Genomic DNA, 18,257 nt, shown 5'->3' with positions numbered 1-18,257 from the left:
TTCCGCTAGCTATCACACCCGGATCAGAATTCCGCCTTCACCCCGATCGAGAAGGTGGTGCCGACCTGGAAGGTGTTGATCTCGGCGCGGTTGCCGTTGATTTCCTGGAACTCGAAGTTGTCGCGCCCGAAGATGTTGCGCGCCTCGAGGCTCACTTCGAGCGGCAGGCCGCCGAGCTTCACCTCCGAGCGGACCACCACGTCGACGGTGAGGCCCGGGTCCTCGACCACGTCGGGCAGGGCTCCGCCGCGCAGGGTCACGCGCTCGCTCGCATAGTTCAGCAGCACGGTGAACTGCTGGACCTTGTCGTCATCCTCGATGCCGAGCGAGAGGTTGGCGACGTGGTCCGACTGGCCAACCAGCGGCGCGCCGTCGTCGAACAGCTGGCTGGCGAGCTGGCCGGTCGCACCGGGGATCGGGGCAAGGTCGGCCGCGCCCACCGCGATGTTCGATTGCGTGTAGGTGTAATTGGCGAGGATCAGGAACTGCTTGGTCTCGAAGAACCCGCCCCAGCTGGCCAGATCGATCCCATAGGCAAGATCGAGCTCGGCCCCGTAAAGCTCGGCGGAAGGGGCGTTGGCGTAGCTCGTCTCGATGATGCCGGGCGCGGTGATCAGGAAATTTTCGATCGGGTTGTCGATCTTCTTGAAGAAGCCGGCGAGGCTCACCCGGCGCGGGCCGCCGAAGTAATATTCGGCGCGCGCTTCCAGGTTCAGCAATTCGCTGTCGACGAGGAAGGGGTTGCCGCGGAAACGGCGGTTCGATTCCGGGTCGAAATAGGTCTGCTCCACCAGCTCGCGGAACTGTGGGCGGGCGATGGTCTGCGAGGCCGAGAGGCGCAGTTGCAGATCGTCGATCGCCTCCCAGGTGACGGTCGCCGAGGGGAGGAAGTAGTCGTTGGCGATCCGCGTCGGGTTGGCAAGGTTGCCGCCGCCGAAGGTGAGATCGGGCGCGGCGACCTGAAGTCCGTCCTCGTAGCGCACCCCGGCTTCGATGCTGAGGCGATCGGTCGGGCGGTAGCGGGCAAGGCCATAGCCCGCGTGGACGGTCAGCGCCGCGTCGAACACCGGGAAGGGGGTCGGATCGGAGACGGTGACGGTGAAGAAGCCGTTGCCGTTGGCATCGGTCGCCAGCGTCGCGCCGTTGATGATCTGCCCCGGCTGGCGCAGGCCCAGCGCGCGCAGCGCAGTGTTGAACTCCGCGGTCGAGGCGACCAGCGGGCGGATGATGAAGGACAGCGAGCGGCGGCTGGTGTCCGAATAGGCATAGCCCGCGGTCAGCGAGAGGGTGTCGGTGACCTCGAAGGTGACGTCCGCACCGCCGAACCACAGTTCCTCGGTGAGATCCTCGAAGCCGACCTGGATGCGGTCCGTGCCGCCGATGATCGCGCCGACATCGACCACATAGCGGCTGCCGAAGGGGTCGTTGGGGATGTTGGTGCGGATATAGGGGACGATCGCGTTGTAGGGCGCCTCGCGGTCGGTGCGGGCATAGCCGCCGCGCAGGTCGACCTTGATGCTGTCGAAATCGAGTTCGGCGACGATCTGCGAATCCATCAGCTGGCGTTCGAACCAGCCGGTCTGCTGGGTGATGAAGTCGAACGGGCGGGCGACATCGGTGAAGGCGTCGGTCCCGGTGGCGAGACGCGCGGTCTTCAGGGTGTCGCGGATGTAGAGGTTGGTCCAGCGGATGGTGTGTTCGCCGATGTCGAGCCCGAGGCCGACCAGCGCGTTCACCAGCACCTTGTTGTCGGTGATGAAATTGTTCGAATCGAACAGGATCTGGCCCGCCTGCGCATCGCCGAACTGCTGGCTGATGACCGAGCGGTTGCGCCAGGTGTTGGTGATCCCGGCGGTGGCGATGATGCCGAGATAGTTGCCGTCGCCCACTTCGAACGAGGTGCCGCCGGTGATGTTGGCACCGAAGTTGATCGGCAGGTGGTCGTTCTTCTGCAGCGTGACGAGGTTGATCGGGAGGATCTGTCCGGCGAGCTGGCGCTGCTGGGCGGCGCTCAGATCGTTGACCCGGGTGCCGGAACCGATCGCGTCCTGCAACACGCTGGGGAAATCGCGGTTGCCGTTGTCGAAGCCGAAGGTGTCCCAGCGGCTGCCGAAATAGGTGAGGCCGTTCTCGAAGGTCGTCTCGGTGTCGCCGCTGCCGGAGAAGCCGACGGTGAGGAAGCTCTCGGTCGGGATCGCCTTGGTGGTGAGGTTGATCACCCCGCCGCCGAATTCGCCCGGGAAGTTGGCCGAATAGGTCTTCTGCACGAGGCTCGACGCGATCACGCTGGTCGGGAAGATGTCGAGCGGGACGACGCGGCTCAGCGGTTCGGGGCTGGGCAGCGGCAGGCCGTTCAATAGCGCGAGCGAGTAGCGGTCACCCAGACCGCGCACGAAGACGCGGCCGTTGCCCACTAGCGAAAGGCCCGAGACACGCGCGAGCGCGCCGGCGATGTCGCCTTCGCCCGAGCGGGCGATGTCGGCTTCGGAGAGCACACTCAGCACCTGGCCCGAGGAGCGCTCGGGATTGCGCTGGCGGCGGCCGGTGACGATGATGTCGCCGCCCGGGACCGAGATGTCGGTCTCCTGCAGTTCCTCGGCCGGGGGCTCGCCCGCGACTTCGTCGGTGAGCGCATCCTGCGCAGGCTCGTCGACCTGGGTCTCGGCCTCGGTCTCCGGCGCTTCCTGCGCGTGAAGCATCGAAGGCAAGGTGAGCGACGTGGTGAGAAGCAGCAGCCCTGCCAGGCGCGTGCCGGTCGACATAGGTGAGGACCCCCTCATGAATTGGCCCGTATCAGTGGACAGGCTGCACTTGCAGCCCGGATTCAATCGAAACCGGGGGGGAGGCGCTGCACCATGCTGCGGCCTCGCCCCCCGGCATTTTCTTCGTGTCGCTTAGGCCGGGTAGACCGGCAGCGAGGTGCAGTTGCCGGTGGTGCTGCCGAAGGCCTGGATCGACGAGTTGCAGGTCCAGTTGCCGAAGATGCTGGTCAGCGCCGCCGCGTTCTGGATCGCCCCGATGTAGGTGCGGGTCGGAAAGAAGGTCGAACGGGTGTTGGCGTTGAATGCGGTGCGGCCGGTTTCGCCCGCGCCGTTGACCACGTTGCTGGTCAGCGTGATGGCAAAGGCGAAGTTGTTGTTGGTGCCGGCGTTGATCGCGGTGGCGACATCGGCGTTGGTGTTGCCGCCGCCGCCGCGGATCGGATCGACCGCGGGGCAGTCGCCGACCACCGAGTCCACACCGATCAGCGCCGCGAGTGTCGGGGCTTCGTCGATCTGGAAGCAGTGGTTGGTGCCGGCATTGATCACGCCGTTGGTGAGGCCGAGCGCCGCGCCGCCGCGGGCCTGGATCACCTGCGGCGCCCCGTCGCGCATCACGAAGGTGAAGTTGTTCACCTGGAAGCGGGTCTGCGGGAGCGCGTTCGAGGGCGTGCGGTCGGCGACGTTGGGCGAATCGAGTTCGATCGCGCGGTCACCGGTGCCTGAACGCTGCACCGCGATCACGGTGTCGAGGTTGACGAGCGCGCCGGTGTCGACGTCGAGCGAATCGTCCGAGGCGCCGATGATCGCGAAGTTGCGGGCGTTGAACCCGCCGCCGAAGAACTCGATGCCGTCATCCGAGCTGTTGAACGAGAGCAGGTTCTCGATCACCGTGCCCGAACCCGCGCCGCCGGTGGTGAGCGACTGGAGCTCGTTGTTGGGCGCCAGTTCGAAGCCCGAGAAGCGGATCTGGTTGAAGCGGAACGAGCCCGAGCTGTCGGCCGCGTTGGCGCCGCCGAACGGGGTCGCGACCGCCGCACCTTCGAGGCGGCCTTCGCAGGTCGCATTGGTGGTGGTGCCGTTGTTGAACACGCCGGTCGAGCAATCCGAGATCGGCGCGCGGCCGAGCAGCACGACGCCGCCCCACTGCTGCTGGCTGTTGTCGTTGGCGAGGCCGAGGATGTTGTCGCGGCTGGTCCACACGATCGGACGCTCGGCGGTGCCGTTCGACTGGATCGCGTTACCGCGGTTGACCACCAGGTAGGAGTCCTGCTGGCCGAACAGGATCACGCCCGGCTCGATCGTCAGGGTGACGGTGGTACCGGTGCTCGAAAAGCCGCGGTCGGCGCCGACTTCGACGCGGCCCGGGATCTGGTACACGAGGCCGCGGATGTAGGGCAGCAGGTCGGTCGAGGTGAAGCGGGCCGGGAGCTGGCACACGCGGTAGGCACCGGTCGGGCCCGAGATCGTGCCGGCATCGACGAGGCCGCCGGCGGTCGCGATGGTCGGGCAGCCCGCAGCCGCGGTCACCAGGGTCTGGGTGGGCGTGGGGGTCGGGGTGGGCGTCGGGGTCGGCGCCGGGTTGTTGATGATGATGTCGCCGCCGGTTCCGGGCGAGACGATCTCATCGGCGCCGCAACCCGCCAGAGCGACCAGGCTGCAACCCAGAATGAGAGTGCGTTGGATGTTCTTCACGAGCTTGGGTCCCCTCTTGAGCCGAGAATCGAGTTAGGCGCTTGGTTTGTTGCGCTGAGGGGTCGCTAGGTGTCGTTCGTGACAGAATTCTTGCAGCATTACAGTCGCATGGCATTTGCAGCATTATGACCAAAAAATGACAAATATGACAACGCGCGATCCGGCTTGAGAAGTCCGAATGTCACACAAAAGACAATTTAATTCAGGTGGTTGAAATTCTAGATTACAAGAAAAAGACAATGTTACAGTTATGTTGCATTGACGACCAACTGCATGCATCATGCGTGTCTGCTGAAGAGGAGCCACGCCGATGTCCCTTTCCTTCCTTGCTCTGGCGCTCGCCGCCGCAAGCCCGCTTCCCGTCGCCCCCTCTGCCGTTGATGCCGCGCGCGCTGCGCCCGAGGCCGCGCCCGAACTCGCCGCGCGCACGCTGGCCGCGGGCCGTGCCGAGCAGGCCGTCGCCACGCTCGAGCAGGCCAGCGCCGCCGATCCGCGCGATGCCGCGGTGCTGATCAATCTCGGGATCGCCTATGCCCAGACCGGTGACGAGGCGCGCGCGCGCGATGCTTTCCGCCAGGCGCTGGCGTGCGAGGAGGTGGTCGAACTCACCACCGCCGAGGGCACCGCGACCGATTCGCGGCGGCTGGCGCGCAAGGCGCTCAAGATGCTCGAGCGCGGCGAATTCCGCACGGCGACCGCTTCGTCGGGGCAGCTCACCTACCGCGACCGTTGATCCCCTGATGCGGAGCCCGGGGCCGATTTGCGCGATCTTGCGCAAGGAAATGCCCCGGTAACCGCGTGGTAAGCATGTCGGGGCTTTCCTCATACTGTCACCTGCCTGTCATTTAGGATAGACAAAGGGAGACACTCTGGAGGGCCGAGACATGATTCTCGCCGCGGCTTGCCGCGTCATGACAATTGCTGCGGGTGCCGGACTAGCCTTCGGCCAGGCGGCCGAGGCGCGCGCCGATGTGCTCGAACTCGATGCCGAGGGCGCGCGCTGGGTTTCCGGGCCGCGCGCCGGGCAGAGCGCGACGGGCGAGCCCGTGCCGCCTGTCACTCCGGCCGAGCAGGGTGAGGCACCCGACTACCCGATCCCCGCCTTCGCGATCGCCGACCCGGCGCAGTCCGCGCGCGGCATCCCGCTACGCTACGCCGCCAAGATCGCCGAGCTTTCCGCCCGCTTCGATCTCTCGCCCGCGCTGCTCGAGGCGGTGGTGTGGCAGGAGAGCCGCTGGAACGAGAACGCGGTCTCGCCGGTCGGGGCGCAGGGCCTTGCCCAGCTGATGCCGGGCACCGCGCGCTATCTCGGGGTCGATCCGCGCGATCCTTTCGCCAATCTCGAGGGCGGGGCGCGCTACCTGCGCGAACAGCTCGACCGCTTCGACGGCGACATCGAAAAGGCGCTCGCCGCCTATAATGCCGGGCCTGGGCGCGTCGCGCGCGCGGGCGGCATTCCCAATATCCGCGAGACACAGCAGTATGTTGCCGCCATCATGGGGCGGCTGTCCAACCATTCGCGCGCGCCGGGGCAATGACCGGCTGCGCTCTGAGCCCAAGTGAAAGTCTGACACCGAAATGATGCCTTCCTTCCGCCTTCCCGCCCGTCTCGCCGCCATCTTCGCGCTCGCGGGGGCGCACACCGCCGCCTTCGCGCAAACCGCCGATCCGGCCGGCTCGGGCCCGATCAACAATGCGCTACTATGGCTTCAGGGCACCTTGCTGGGCACTGTGGCGACCACTATCGCGGTGATGGCGGTCGCCGCGATCGGCTTCATGATGCTCACCGGCCGGATGAACTGGCGCTTCGGCGCGACCGTCATCATCGGCGTCTTCATCCTGTTCGGCGCGACCACCATCGTCGCCGGTATCCAGTCGGCCGCTGGCTGATGACCGACCTCGTCCGCAACCCCGTCCACCGCGCGCTCACCCGCCCGCAGATGTTCGCGGGCGTGACGATGAATTTCTTCATCATCAACATGATGGTGACGACGATCGCCTTCCTGATCCTGCGCAATCTGCTGATCCAGAACGGGCTGTTTCTGGTGGGCTTTCTGCTGGTGCCGGTGGTGATGCACGGGATCGGCTATTTCGCGTCGCTGCGCGAGCCGCGCATTTTCGACCTGTGGATCACGAAGGTTTCCAAGTGCCCGCGCGTTCCCAATTTCAAACGCTGGGGGTGCAATTCCTATGCCCCGTAAATGGATCGGTGCCGCCGCGTGGAGCGCGAGGGAAGCCAGGGTCGGCGACCGCCTGCCCTATGCGCGCCTGATCGACGAGAACACCGTGCTGCTGCGTGATGGCAGCGTGATGAGCGCGATCCAGGTGCCCGGCCTGCTGTTCGAGACCGAGGACAGCGATGCCCTCAACGCCCACGCCGCCACGCGCGAGGTGATGCTGCGCTCGACCCTCGATGCGCGTTTCGTGATGTATCACCACGTCATCCGCCGCCGGGTCGAGGTGGAGCTCGACGCCGAGTTCCCCGATCCCCTCTCGCGCCATATCGATGCGCGCTGGAAGCAGCGGTTGGCGGGGGGATCGCTGTTCATCAATGACCAGTTCGTGACCCTCATCCGCCGCCCCGCGCGCGGCAAGACGGGGTTGCCTGAGCGCCTCTCCAAGATGTTCTCCCGCGCCGGCGCGGACGAACTTGAGGCCGATCCCAAGGACCTGCGCAGCCTCAAGGCCGCGATCACCGGCCTTGTCGCCTCCTTGCAGAACTACGGCGCGGCGGTGCTGGGGGATTATCAGGCCCCGGGTAGCGCAGGCACCAATTCGGAAATGCTGGAGCTACTCTCCGCGCTCTACAACGGCGAGATGCGCCCGGTGCGGCGGCCTTCCGACGACACCGACATCGGCCATATGCTCCCCTATCGCCGCGCCAGCTTCGGGCTCGATGCGATGGAGCTGCGCGGGAGCGCCGCGCCCGATTTCGCCGCGATCCTCGGGCTGAAGGACTACCCCGAGGCGACTTCGCCCGGCCTGCTCGACAACCTGCTGCGCCTGCCGTTCGAGATGGTCGTCACTGAAAGCTATGCGCCCAACGAGCGCACCACGGCCAAGGAGCGGATCGACTTGGCGCTGCGCCGCTCGCGCTCGGTGGACGAAGAGGCCGCAGCCGAACGCGCCGACATGCTCGCCGCGCGCGACCTGCTCGGCAACGGGGCGGTGGGCTTCGGCGATCATCACCTGACCGTGCTGGTGCGCGAGAGCACTCTGCCGCGCCTCGACGACGCGATGGCCGCATGTGCCGCCGCGCTCGCCGATACCGGCGCGATCGCGGTGCGCGAGGACACCAATCTCGAACCCGCCTTCTGGGCGCAGTTTCCGGGGAACGAGGAATATATCGTGCGCCGCGCGCTGATCTCGTCGGCCAATATGGCGGGCTTCGGGAGCTTCCACGGCTTTGCCCTGGGGCAGGCGGGCGGCAACCACTGGGGCGATGCAGTCACCCTGCTGGAGACGACCAGCGCGACGCCGTTCTTCTTCAACTTCCACCACGGCGACCTCGGCAACTTCTCGGTCATCGGGCCGAGCGGGTCCGGGAAAACGGTCGTCATGAATTTTCTGGCGGCGCAGGCCCAAAAATTCAAACCGCGCACCATCCTGTTCGACAAGGATCGTGGGGCGGAGCTGTTCATTCGCGGGATCGGCGGGCGCTATGACCGCATCGCGCCGGGGCTGCCGACCGGGTTCAACCCGCTCGGCCTGCCCGACACCCCCGCCAACCGCGCCTTCTTGCGCGACTGGCTCGCCGTGCTGCTCAAGGCCGATGGGCCGGAGGAATTCGCGACGCTCTCGGCGGCGGTCGATGCGACCTACGCGAATGATCCCTCGCTGCGGCGCTTGCGCCACTTCAAGGAACTGCTCGCCGGGGCCCGCCGTCCCGAACCGGGCGATCTGGCGGATCGTCTGGGCGCGTGGATCGGGGAGGGCGAGCATAGCTGGCTGTTCGACAACGCGCGCGACCAGCTCGACCTCGAAACCCGCGTGCTCGGCTTCGACATGACCGCGCTGCTCGAAAACCCGCGCCTGCGCACGCCGACGATGATGTACCTGTTCCACCGCATCGACGAGCGGCTGGATGGGCAGCCGACGATGATCCTGATCGACGAGGGCTGGAAGGCGCTGGACGACGAGGTCTTCGCCGCGCGCATCCGCGATTGGCTGAAGACGCTGCGCAAGCGCAACGCGCTGGTCGGCTTCGCGACGCAATCCGCGCGCGACGCGCTCGACAGCCGCATCTCGACCGCGCTGGTCGAGCAGACCGCGACGATGGTGTTCATGCCCAATTCGCGCGCTCGGCCTGAGGATTATTGCGACGGCTTCGGCCTCACCGCCCACGAATTCGCGCTGATCCGCTCGCTCCCCGCGCACAGCCGCTGCTTCCTTGTGCGCCAGCCCGATGCAAGCGTCGTGGTGCGGCTCGACCTCTCCGGCGCGCCCGAGGTGCTGACGATCCTCTCGGGCCGCGAGAGCGCGGTGCGGCGGCTCGATCTGCTGCGCGAGGCGGTCGGCGATGCGCCCTCGGCATGGTATCCGCCGCTCACCGGCCGCGCCTGGCCTGATGGCCCCGGCGATCCCGAGGACGATTCCATGTGGCAGGCCGCCGAATGAGCGCGAACTGCGACACCGCCGCGCAGGCGATGGGCACCGGCGTCTCGGCCGCGCTGACCGCGGTCGACTGCATCGCGAGCAATGTCTCCGAACAGGCCTTCAACCGCCTGTTCGGCGACGACGGCCAGCTCGCCTTGGCGCTCACCATCGTGCTCGGGCTCTATGTCGGCTTCTTCGGCATCTCGCTGATGCTCGGCCGGTCGAACATATCGGTGCGCGCGCTGGTGCCGAAGATGATGACCCTGGGGCTGGTGCTGACCTTCGCGACCAGCTTCGTCGCCTTCTCGAGCGTGTTCTACAACATCTTCATCGGCGGGCCCGACCAGATCGCAGGCATCCTCACCGGCACCCGCGGCGAGAGCGCGACGATGGTCTTCGCGCAGAAGCTCGATGTGGTGTTTCAGGCGATCCAGCAGGCGAGCGGGGACACCAAGGATATCAGCGCCTTCTCGCCGCCGGGGATGATGTGGCTGGGGGCGATGCTGCTCCTGCTGGGCACGGTCGGTATTCTGGTGACCGCGCGGATCGCACTCGCGCTGCTTCTCGCGGTCGGGCCGATTTTCGTGGTGCTGGCGCTGTTCGACGGCACGCGCGGGCTGTTCACCGGCTGGCTCAAGGGGCTGACGATGATGGCGCTGACGCCGCTCTTCGCGGTGCTGGGCGGGTCGATCATGCTCGAGATGTCGGTGCCGGTGCTCGCCGCGCTGGTGGCGGTGCCGGGCCAGATCGACCAGCAGGCGGCGATGGCCTTCTTCCTGATCGGCGCGGTGCATGTCGCGCTGATGCTGCTCGCGCTCAAGGTCTCCTCGACGATGGTGGCGGGCTGGCAGGTGTTCGGCCTTGTGCCCTCGAAGGAGCGCGAGCGCCCCGCCGAGACTCCGCGCCCCGTGGCCGTCCCGCAACCCGCGGGCAGCGCGCCGCGCAATACCAATGTCGCCCCCGTCACCCCCGCCGCGACCGCGCGCCGCACCGATGTCGCGCCGCCACCGCAGGTGGTGGTCGCCAATGACACCGCCGCCGATGGGGCCGCCTCGCGCGACGTGCGCGTTATTGCGGCCGCGAGCGGCGGCGGGCAGGTCGTGCCCCTCGGCGCAGCGCCTGCGCGCACCCGCGGGATCGGGAACCGCTTCCGCCCCACTTCCCCGGCCCCGGCCGCGCCCGCCCCCAAGCCGACGACGCCTTCGGAGACCTATCAATGACCCGGTTCTCGCTCCTTGCGAGCCTCGCCCTGACCCTTGCCGCTCCTGTCGCCGCACAGGACAGCCGGCTTCAGACCCTCGTCTACGATGCCGACCGGGTCGTGCAGATCGACGGGCGGGTGAAGGTGCAGACCACCATCAAGTTCGCCCCCGATGAGATCATCGAGAACGTCGCGATCGGGGATTCGGCGGCGTGGCAGGTGCAGCCCAACAAGGCACAGACGATCCTCTTCGTGAAGCCTCTGGAGCCTGCCGCGCGCACCAACATGACCGTGGTGACCGACAAGCGCACCTACCTGTTCGACCTCGTGGCAAGCCCCAAGGCGGGGGCGCTCTATGTGCTGCAATTCCGCTATCCTGAGCTGGAAAAGGCCGCCGAGGAAGCGCGCCTCGCCGCCATCGCCGAGGCCGAGGCGCAGGCCGAGCTCGCCGCTGCCGCGCCCGATCCGGCGACGGGGGCCGTGCCGCAGGGCAGCGCTGCCGATCCGGCCAAGCTCAACTTCGCCTGGGCGAGCGCGGGCACGCCCGAACTGCTCCCCGCGCGCACCTATGACGATGGCGAGGCGGTGTTCATCACCTGGGCCCCGGGCGCGCCGATCCCGGCGATCCTCGTCACCAATGCCGAAGGGGAAGAAGGCCCGGTCAACTACACCACCCGCGGCGATACCGTGGTGGTCGACGGGGTCCCGGCGAAGATCATCCTGCGCTCGGGCCGCGACACCGCGACACTGACCAACACCGGGCCGATGCCGCCGTCCTCTCGGCAGGCGGGCCTCTCCGCCCCGCGCAAGGGCAAGAAATGAATTACCTGTCTGCCAAGGAGAGCATCTGATGCGTCTGGCCATGCGTTTGCCGCCCAAGAAGGGCTCCGGAGAAGCGGGTGAGGGCGCGATCGATCCGCGCACCCGCGAGAGCGCCGAGATTATCGACCTTGCGAGCCGCGCGGCCTTCCCTGCGGTCACCGACCGCAAGGCCAAGGGTGACGGCGTGGGCCTCGCCGCTGGCGTCGCCGTGGTCGGCCTGCTCGGTGCAGTGACCTTCTGGGCGATGAATGCCGCGCGCACGGCCGAGCCGCAGGGCATCGGCAATCCCGCCGTCACCCAGCCGCAGGCCGCTCCGGTCGTGGTGCAGCCCGTGCCGCCGGTCGATCCCGCGCAGGTGCAACCCGTCCCGCCCGTCGCGCTCCAGCCCGATCCGGCGCCTATGCCGATCTATTCCGGCAACCCCGGCGCAGCGAGCATTCCGGCCGCCAATCCCTACAACAGCCCGATCACGGTGTTCGACGGCAGCTCGGCGCGCGGCCTGCGCGTGGCCGAAGCGCCCTCTGCGCCCCCGCCGGGCGCGCCGCAGGGCGCTGCGGGCGGCACCGGCCCTGCCTCTGCTTTCGCCAGCAGCATCGGCGGGGTCGGCGGCGCGCCCGCGCAGGCACGCGCGATGAGCAACCCCTCGACCACAGTGACCGAGGGCACGCTGATCCCCGCGATCCTCGAGACCGCGATCAACACCGATGTCCCCGGCTATGTCCGCGCCGTGGTCAATCAGGACGTGCGCAGCTTTGATGGCAAGCGCGTGCTCGTCCCGCGTTCCACCCGCCTGATCGGCCAATACCGCGCCGGGGTGGAGCAGGGCCAGCGCCGCGCCTATGTGATCTGGACGCGGCTGATCCGGCCCGATGGCGTCTCGGTCAACCTCGCCTCGCCCGCGGTCGGCTTCGACGGGGCGACGGGGATCGAGGGCGACGTCAACAGCCACTTCTTCAAGCGCTTCGGATCGGGCCTGCTGCTCTCGGTGGTCGGCGGCCTCGGCGCGGTGGCGACCGGCGGGATCGGCGGCGCCTTGCTCGGCAGCAGCGCGCAGAACGCGGCCAATTCGGCGGTGCAGTCGCAGGGCCAGATCAGCCCCACCATCAAGGTGCGCGCGGGCGAGCCGATCCGCGTCTACACCGCGCGCGATCTCGATTTCACCGCGGTCGGCGGCTGAAACAGGTGAGCGCGGACGTGCACCGGATTGGCGAGGGCGAGGGGGCGACGCCGCTGCCGGCCGAGCGCTCGGTCTATCTCGACGCCTATCTCGCGCCCTTCCGCCGCTGGCTCGAACGCGACACCGTGACCGAGATCATGGTCAACCGCCCGGGCGAGGTGTGGATCGAGGATGCCGCCAGTCCGGGGATGCAGCGCATCGCAACGCCCGAGATCGACGACCGGCTGGTGCAGCGCCTCGCCGAACAGGTCGCGCGGGTCAGCCACCAGGGGATCAACCGCGAGCACCCCTTGCTCGGCGCGACGCTCCCCGATGGCGCGCGCGTGCAATTCTGCGGGCCGCCAGCGAGCCGCAAGCACTGGGTGATGGCGATCCGCCGCCACCGCCGGCTCGACCTGCCCTTGGACGCCTATGACACCGGCCTGCTGGTGGGCGAAATGCAGTTCGACCTGCCCGATCCGCAGGCCCAGCCGATCGCCTACCTGCGCGCCGCGATCCGCGCGCGGCGCACGATCCTGATCTCTGGCGGCACCAGCACCGGCAAGACCACCTTCCTCAACGCTATGCTCGGCGAGATTCCTGCGGAAGAGCGCGTGGTGCTGGTGGAGGACACCCCCGAACTGCGCTTCCCGGGCGAGAACGCGGTCGGCCTCGTCGCGGTCAAGGGCGAGCTTGGCGAAGCGAAAGTCACAGCCAACGAGCTGCTCCAGGCAGCGCTGCGCCTGCGTCCTGACCGCATCGTGCTGGGCGAATTGCGCGGCGCGGAGAGCGTGAGCTTCCTGCGCGCAATCAACACCGGGCACCCGGGCAGCTTCTCGACGATCCACGCCAACTCCCTGCGCGGCGCGCTCGAACAGCTGTCGCTGATGGTGATGCAGACCGGCATCGGCCTCACCCGCTCGGACACCATCGCCTATGCCGCGAGCGTCATCGACGTGATCGTGCAACTGGGCCGCGACGCCAATGGCAAGCGCGGGATCACGGCGATTGCGGATAGCAGATCGCTGGTGTGAACGGGTGGGGGACCGCGCCCCCCTACCACCCGACATGTTGACATTCATGTGACAGAGACCTCCTTCGCATTTACACGTAAGCCGCTTGCGAACACATGCGCGCCCGGCGCATCATGGCGCGCAAGACAAGACCTGCCCCGCAGCAGCGCGGCGGCAGGCGGGACAGGGAAGCGATGAGTACGTCACCGATCGGCACAGACCCCGCGCCAGCAGGCGCGGCGGGCACCACCCAGATGGCGGTTCTGGGGCCGGACGAATCCCCCTATTTCAACCGCGAGCTTTCGTGGCTCCAGTTCAACCAGCGCGTCCTCGCCGAGGCCTGCAACGAGGCCTATCCGCTGCTCGAGCGCCTGCGCTTCCTCTCGATCTCGGGCAGCAATCTCGACGAATTCATGATGATCCGCGTCGCCGGGCTGGTGGGCCAGGTGCAGCGCGGGTTCGAGGTGCCCTCGATCGACGGGCGCTCGCCCGCGCAGCAGCTCACCGCGATCCGCGAGAACCTCGCGATCCTCTCGCAGCGCCAGCAAGCGGTCTGGCGCCAGCTTCGCACCGGGCTCGCCCAAGCCGACATCCACGTCGCCGACGAGGAGCGGGTCAGCCCCGAGGTGCACAAGTGGCTCAAGGGCTACTTCCTCGACAATATCCTGCCGATCATCACCCCCCAGGCGCTCGATCCCGCGCACCCTTTCCCCTTCGTCCAGAACGAAGGCCTTGGCCTGCTCTTCACCCTGAAGCGTGAGGCGACAGGCGAGCAGCTGATCGAGATGGTGCTGATCCCCAGCGCCCTGCCGCGCTTCGTGCGCGTGCCCGACGCGGTCACCGGGGCGGGCGGGGCGCTCTACATCTCGATCGCGCGGCTGATCCAGCGATATGCCGAGGCGCTGTTCCCCGGCTTCACAATCGAGGGTGACGGCTTGTTCCGCGTGCTGCGCGACAGCGACATCGAGATCGCCGAAGAGGCCGAGGATCTGGTGCGCACCTTCCGCAGCGCGCTCCAGCGCCGCCGCCGGGGGCAGGTGATCCAGCTCGAGATCGAGGAGGACTTCGACCCCGCCGCCGAAGCCCTGCTGCTCGACCAGCTCGGCATCAACGAGGCCGCGCTGATCAAGACCGACGGCATGATCGGTATCGACGGCCTCGCCGAAATCGTCCGCGAGGACCGGCCCGACTTGAAGTTCGATGCCTATTCCCCGCGCCTGCCGGAGCGCATCCGCGAGCATGACGGGGACGTCTTCTCGGCGATCCGCGAGAAGGACATCGTCATCCACCACCCCTACGAAAGTTTCGAGGTGGTGGTCGATTTCCTGCGTCAGGCGGCCGCCGATCCCGATGTGGTGGCGATCAAGCAGACGCTCTACCGCGCCGGTTCGCAATCGGCGGTGATCGGCGCGCTGATCGAGGCGGCGGAAGCGGGCAAGTCGGTCACCGCGGTGGTGGAATTGAAGGCCCGCTTCGACGAAGAGCAGAACCTGCAATGGGCGAGCAAGCTCGAACGTGCAGGGGTGCAGGTGATCTACGGCTTCACCGACTGGAAGACCCACGCCAAGGTGGCGATGGTGGTGCGCCGCGAGGGTGACGGTTTTCGCACCTATTGCCACTTCGGCACCGGCAACTACCACCCCGTCACCGCCAAGATCTACACCGACCTCAGCTTCTTCACCGCCGATCCCAAGCTCGGGCGCGACGCGGCCAAGATGTTCAACTTCGTCACCGGCTATGTCGAGCCCCACGCCCTCGAGCGGCTGCACATCGCCCCGATAGACCTGCGCCAGGAGATCTACGACCGCATCGACGCCGAGATCGACAATGCCCAGAAGGGCAGGCCCGCCGCGATCTGGATGAAGTGCAACCAGCTCACCGACGAGGGCATGATCGACCGCCTCTATGCCGCCTCGGGTGCCGGGGTGCAGGTCGAACTGGTGGTGCGCGGGATCTGCTGCCTCAGGCCCGGCATCGCCGGCCTGTCCGAGAACATCCGCGTCAAATCGGTGATCGGCCGCTTCCTCGAACACAGCCGCATCTATGCCTTCGCCAATGGCCACCCGATGCCGAGCGCCCATGCCGCGGTCTACATCGCCTCGGCCGACATGATGAGCCGCAATCTCGACCGCCGGGTCGAGACGCTGATCCCGGTGCTCAACCGCACGGTGCACGATCAGGTATTGCAGCAGGTGCTGCTCGCCAACATGCTCGACAGCGAGCAGAGCTGGTGGCTGCATCCCGACGGCAGCTACACCCGCGTCAAGGCCGAAGAGGGCGTCAAGCCCTTCAACTGCCACCGCTATTTCATGACCAACCCCTCGCTCTCGGGCCGCGGCGGGGCGCTGGAGGCGGGCGCAGTGCCGAAGCTCTCGCTGCGAAGGGGCGCGGTGGCATGATCTGGGGCAAGCGGCGGGCGGACCGCAACAGCGCGATCGGCGGCGCGGGGAGCGAGCGCGCGATTATCGACATCGGATCGAACACGGTGCGCCTTGTCGTCTACGGCGGCACGATGCGCGCGCCGACGGTGATCCTCAACGAGAAGGTCACCGCCAAGCTCGGGCGCGAGATTGCCGCGACCGGCAGGCTGGCCGAGGAGGCGATGGCGCTGGCGCTGAGGGGGCTGCGGCGCTTCGCCCTGCTGCTCGCCGACATGGGCATCAAGGACATCGAGACCGTCGCCACCGCGGCGGTGCGCGATGCGGCCAATGGCCCCGAATTCGTGGAGCAGCTGCGCGCGATCGGCCTCAAGCCGCGCGTGATCTCGGGCGAGGAGGAAGCGCTCCTCAGCGCCCACGGCGTGATCGGGGCCTTCCCCGATGCGCACGGGATCGTCGCCGACCTCGGCGGCGGGAGCCTCGAACTGGTTCGCGTCGCGGGCGGGGCCTGCGAGGGGGCAAGCTCACTGCCGTTGGGCACGCTGCGCCTGCCCGAACACCGCGGCAAGAACCCCAAGACGGCCAGCGCCGATATGAGGAAGTCGCTCGACAAGGCGATCCGCAAGGGCGGGTGGGACCTCGCGGCCAATCCTCCGGCACAGAACGGCGCGCTCTATCTGGTGGGCGGCACGTGGCGGGCGATGGCGGTCTATGCGATGGCCGCGCGCGGCTGGCCGCTGAGCGATCCGCACGGCTTCGAGCTCGATGCCGTGGCGGCGCAGGAACTGGCGCAAGCGCTGTCGGCGAGCGAGAGCGACGCGCTCAAGACCCGAGATCGCATCTCGACGATGCGCGCCGAGAAGCTGCCCGACGCCGCGGTGCTGCTGTCGGCGCTGCTCGCCCGGTTGGCGCCGGAGCGCGTGGTGTTCTCCTCATGGGGCCTGCGCGAGGGGCTGCTCTACGACCGCCTGCCCGAGCACACCCGCACACAGGACCCGCTGCTCGCCGGGGTAGCGGTGTTCGCCACCCAGCGCGGCACCCAGCCTACGCTGGCGACGCGGATGGCGGCCTGGACATTGGACGCCGCCCCTGCGCGGGGTCACGGCTCGGAGCGGTTGCGCCTCGCCGCGACGATGCTCGCGCTGGCCTCGATGCAGATCGAGCCCAACATCCGCCTGCCGCAGGCGATCAACTGGGCGCTGCACAAGCGCTGGATCGGGATCGACGGCAAGGGCCGCGCGATGCTCGCCGCGGCGGTCTCGGCCAATGGCAACCAGCTCGCGATTCCCGCCGAAGTGCGCGCGCTCGCGAGCGAGGAGGCGCTCGAGGAAGCGGTGCGCTGGGGCCTCGCGCTGCGGCTGGCACGCAGGCTGGGTGCGCAGAGCGCCCGCTCGCTCGAGGTCAGCCGGCTCAGGGTGGCGGAGGGGATGCTGGTGCTCGAACTCGCCGCCAGCCACGCCGCGCTGTTCGGCCAGCCGACCGAGAAGGACATGAAGCTGCTGGCGGGCCGTCTGGGCCTCGGCTGGCGGGTCGATATCGTCGACGAGATCGTGATGTGAGCCTTTGTCGCGCTCACGCGCGATGCAGACCGCCCGCCCCGCCTCCCCACCCGGCCACCAAGAATACCATTACGGTATGGTGGCCGGGTGGGGAGGCGGGGCGGGCGGTCTGCGCCACCGAAGGTGGCCGAAACTAGGTCAATCCCGCTTCTCGCTCCCGAAGGGCGAGAAGTCGGTGTCGATGTCGTAGAGATCGATGCCTTCCGCCTTCTTCAGCCGGTTCACCACCACATAGGTCACCGGCGTCAGCACCGCTTCCCACACCACCTTCAGCGCCCAGTTGGTGATCATCACCGTGACCACCGCCTCGGTCGTCCAGATGCCGAGGAAGGCGACGGGGTAGAAGATCAGGCTGTCAACCGCCTGGCCGAAGAAGGTCGAGCCGATCGTGCGGCTCCACAGGGCGCGGCCCTTGGTCCAGACCTTCATCTTGGCGAGCACGAAGGAATTGACGAATTCGCCCGCCCAGAAGGCGGTGATCGAGGCGACGACGATGCGCCAGGTGCTGCCGAACACGCTTTCGTAGGTCATCTGGCAGATCGCCCCGCCGCTGATCGCGGGATTGGTCGAGGTGGTGGGCGGACGCTCGCCTCCGAAGCCGCTCGCCGCGCATTCCCACCCGCCGAACGGGGGAAGGGCGGTTACGACGTAGGACATGAAGGCGAGGAAGATCATCGCCGCGGTGCCTACCCAGATCACCCGGCGCGCTTTCGCAAAACCGTAGATCTCGGTCAGCACATCGCCGATGACGTAACCCAGCGGGAAGAACAGGATGCCCGCGCCGTAGATGAAGGTGCCTTGCGGAGCGGGCCACAGGCCCTCGGGCCAGAAGGGCACATCGACATAGGTGAGCTTCGCCGCGCCGATGATGTTCGACAGGAGCAGGATGGTGACGAACCCCGCCATCACCAGATCGTAATAGCGGAAGGTCACCGGCGCGCGGGCCCTTGCGACGATCCCGTCGGTCGGATCGCGGTCGAATGCGGCAGCAGGATCGGGGGCTTGGTCGGCTGAAGCGGTGTTTTCCATCGCCCGGACGGTTAGCGCGATTCCCTCGGGGCGAAAAGCGCGCTAATGC

Annotated in this window: 14 protein-coding genes; 11 read left to right on the top strand and 3 right to left on the bottom strand. The window is 67.8% G+C overall.

Annotated features, from left to right (window positions below):
* Positions 1–23 precede the first annotated feature (23 nt).
* Complete coding sequence (locus tag PFX90_RS14745) at positions 24–2,762, bottom strand: TonB-dependent receptor domain-containing protein (RefSeq protein ID WP_285713335.1); 2,739 nt, start codon at positions 2,760–2,762, stop codon at positions 24–26.
* 132 nt (positions 2,763–2,894) lie between these two features.
* Positions 2,895–4,454, bottom strand: coding sequence for a hypothetical protein (locus PFX90_RS14740; RefSeq protein WP_285713334.1), 1,560 nt, complete (start codon positions 4,452–4,454; stop codon positions 2,895–2,897).
* A 310-nt stretch (positions 4,455–4,764) separates the two neighbouring features.
* On the opposite strand from PFX90_RS14740, the gene PFX90_RS14735 reads away from it, so the two are divergent.
* From PFX90_RS14735 to PFX90_RS14685, 11 genes are all read left to right on the top strand, one after another.
* Complete coding sequence (locus tag PFX90_RS14735) at positions 4,765–5,187, top strand: tetratricopeptide repeat protein (RefSeq protein WP_285713333.1); 423 nt, start codon at positions 4,765–4,767, stop codon at positions 5,185–5,187.
* A gap of 178 nt (positions 5,188–5,365) precedes the next feature.
* Positions 5,366–5,992: a lytic transglycosylase domain-containing protein gene (locus PFX90_RS14730; RefSeq protein WP_285713332.1), complete on the top strand. Its 627-nt coding sequence runs from the start codon at positions 5,366–5,368 to the stop codon at positions 5,990–5,992.
* A 40-nt stretch (positions 5,993–6,032) separates the two neighbouring features.
* Positions 6,033–6,344: a TrbC/VirB2 family type IV secretion system protein gene (locus PFX90_RS14725; RefSeq protein ID WP_285713329.1), complete on the top strand. Its 312-nt coding sequence runs from the start codon at positions 6,033–6,035 to the stop codon at positions 6,342–6,344.
* The gene (locus tag PFX90_RS14720; protein ID WP_285713328.1) at positions 6,344–6,655 is read left to right on the top strand and encodes a VirB3 family type IV secretion system protein; all 312 of its coding nucleotides are present in this window, start codon (positions 6,344–6,346) and stop codon (positions 6,653–6,655) included. Before PFX90_RS14725 ends, PFX90_RS14720 begins: the two co-directional genes overlap by 1 nt.
* Entirely contained in the window at positions 6,645–9,071 is a 2,427-nt protein-coding gene (locus tag PFX90_RS14715) for a VirB4 family type IV secretion/conjugal transfer ATPase (protein WP_285713327.1), read from the top strand. The genes PFX90_RS14720 and PFX90_RS14715 overlap by 11 nt, the downstream gene beginning before the upstream one ends.
* Positions 9,068–10,270 (top strand): type IV secretion system protein, encoded by a 1,203-nt coding sequence (locus tag PFX90_RS14710; protein ID WP_285713325.1) that lies wholly within the window; start codon positions 9,068–9,070, stop codon positions 10,268–10,270. The genes PFX90_RS14715 and PFX90_RS14710 overlap by 4 nt, the downstream gene beginning before the upstream one ends.
* Positions 10,267–11,073 (top strand): TrbG/VirB9 family P-type conjugative transfer protein, encoded by an 807-nt coding sequence (locus PFX90_RS14705; protein WP_285713324.1) that lies wholly within the window; start codon positions 10,267–10,269, stop codon positions 11,071–11,073. The genes PFX90_RS14710 and PFX90_RS14705 overlap by 4 nt, the downstream gene beginning before the upstream one ends.
* Before the next feature lie 28 nt (positions 11,074–11,101).
* Positions 11,102–12,250, top strand: coding sequence for a TrbI/VirB10 family protein (locus tag PFX90_RS14700; RefSeq protein ID WP_285713323.1), 1,149 nt, complete (start codon positions 11,102–11,104; stop codon positions 12,248–12,250).
* Between the two features lie 5 nt (positions 12,251–12,255).
* The gene (gene virB11 / locus PFX90_RS14695; RefSeq protein WP_285713322.1) at positions 12,256–13,263 is read left to right on the top strand and encodes a P-type DNA transfer ATPase VirB11; all 1,008 of its coding nucleotides are present in this window, start codon (positions 12,256–12,258) and stop codon (positions 13,261–13,263) included.
* A gap of 233 nt (positions 13,264–13,496) precedes the next feature.
* A complete protein-coding gene (locus PFX90_RS14690; protein WP_285713604.1) occupies positions 13,497–15,641 on the top strand; it encodes an RNA degradosome polyphosphate kinase in 2,145 nt (714 codons plus the stop codon).
* On the top strand, positions 15,638–17,179 hold the full coding sequence (locus tag PFX90_RS14685) for a Ppx/GppA family phosphatase (RefSeq protein WP_285713321.1): 1,542 nt from the start codon (positions 15,638–15,640) through the stop codon (positions 17,177–17,179). The genes PFX90_RS14690 and PFX90_RS14685 overlap by 4 nt, the downstream gene beginning before the upstream one ends.
* 138 nt (positions 17,180–17,317) lie before the next feature.
* Here the strand turns inward: PFX90_RS14685 and PFX90_RS14680 are convergent, their stop codons facing one another.
* Positions 17,318–18,208 carry a queuosine precursor transporter gene (locus tag PFX90_RS14680; protein ID WP_285713319.1) on the bottom strand — a complete coding sequence of 297 codons (891 nt, stop codon included), beginning with the start codon at positions 18,206–18,208 and terminating at the stop codon, positions 17,318–17,320.
* Between the last annotated feature and the right edge of the window lie 49 nt (positions 18,209–18,257).

The sequence above is a fragment of the Erythrobacter oryzae genome, assembly GCF_030271515.1.
Lineage (GTDB): Bacteria > Pseudomonadota > Alphaproteobacteria > Sphingomonadales > Sphingomonadaceae > Erythrobacter > Erythrobacter oryzae.
The sequence above is the reverse complement of the archived record's forward strand: the minus strand, read 5'-3'. Positions and strand labels throughout refer to the sequence as shown.

Bases quoted from the DNA above. Each gene is read 5' to 3' on its own strand.
- PFX90_RS14715 (WP_285713327.1), top strand. From the start codon at position 6,645: ATGCCCCGTAAATGGATCGGTGCCGCCGCGTGGAGCGCGAGGGAAGCC.
- PFX90_RS14690 (WP_285713604.1), top strand. From the start codon at position 13,497: ATGGCGGTTCTGGGGCCGGACGAATCCCCCTATTTCAACCGCGAGCTT.
- PFX90_RS14730 (WP_285713332.1), top strand. From the start codon at position 5,366: ATGACAATTGCTGCGGGTGCCGGACTAGCCTTCGGCCAGGCGGCCGAG.
- PFX90_RS14745 (WP_285713335.1), bottom strand. From the start codon at position 2,762: ATGTCGACCGGCACGCGCCTGGCAGGGCTGCTGCTTCTCACCACGTCG.
- PFX90_RS14685 (WP_285713321.1), top strand. From the start codon at position 15,638: ATGATCTGGGGCAAGCGGCGGGCGGACCGCAACAGCGCGATCGGCGGC.
- PFX90_RS14735 (WP_285713333.1), top strand. From the start codon at position 4,765: ATGTCCCTTTCCTTCCTTGCTCTGGCGCTCGCCGCCGCAAGCCCGCTT.
- PFX90_RS14700 (WP_285713323.1), top strand. From the start codon at position 11,102: ATGCGTCTGGCCATGCGTTTGCCGCCCAAGAAGGGCTCCGGAGAAGCG.
- PFX90_RS14720 (WP_285713328.1), top strand. From the start codon at position 6,344: ATGACCGACCTCGTCCGCAACCCCGTCCACCGCGCGCTCACCCGCCCG.
- PFX90_RS14710 (WP_285713325.1), top strand. From the start codon at position 9,068: ATGAGCGCGAACTGCGACACCGCCGCGCAGGCGATGGGCACCGGCGTC.
- PFX90_RS14705 (WP_285713324.1), top strand. From the start codon at position 10,267: ATGACCCGGTTCTCGCTCCTTGCGAGCCTCGCCCTGACCCTTGCCGCT.
- PFX90_RS14680 (WP_285713319.1), bottom strand. From the start codon at position 18,208: ATGGAAAACACCGCTTCAGCCGACCAAGCCCCCGATCCTGCTGCCGCA.
- PFX90_RS14725 (WP_285713329.1), top strand. From the start codon at position 6,033: ATGATGCCTTCCTTCCGCCTTCCCGCCCGTCTCGCCGCCATCTTCGCG.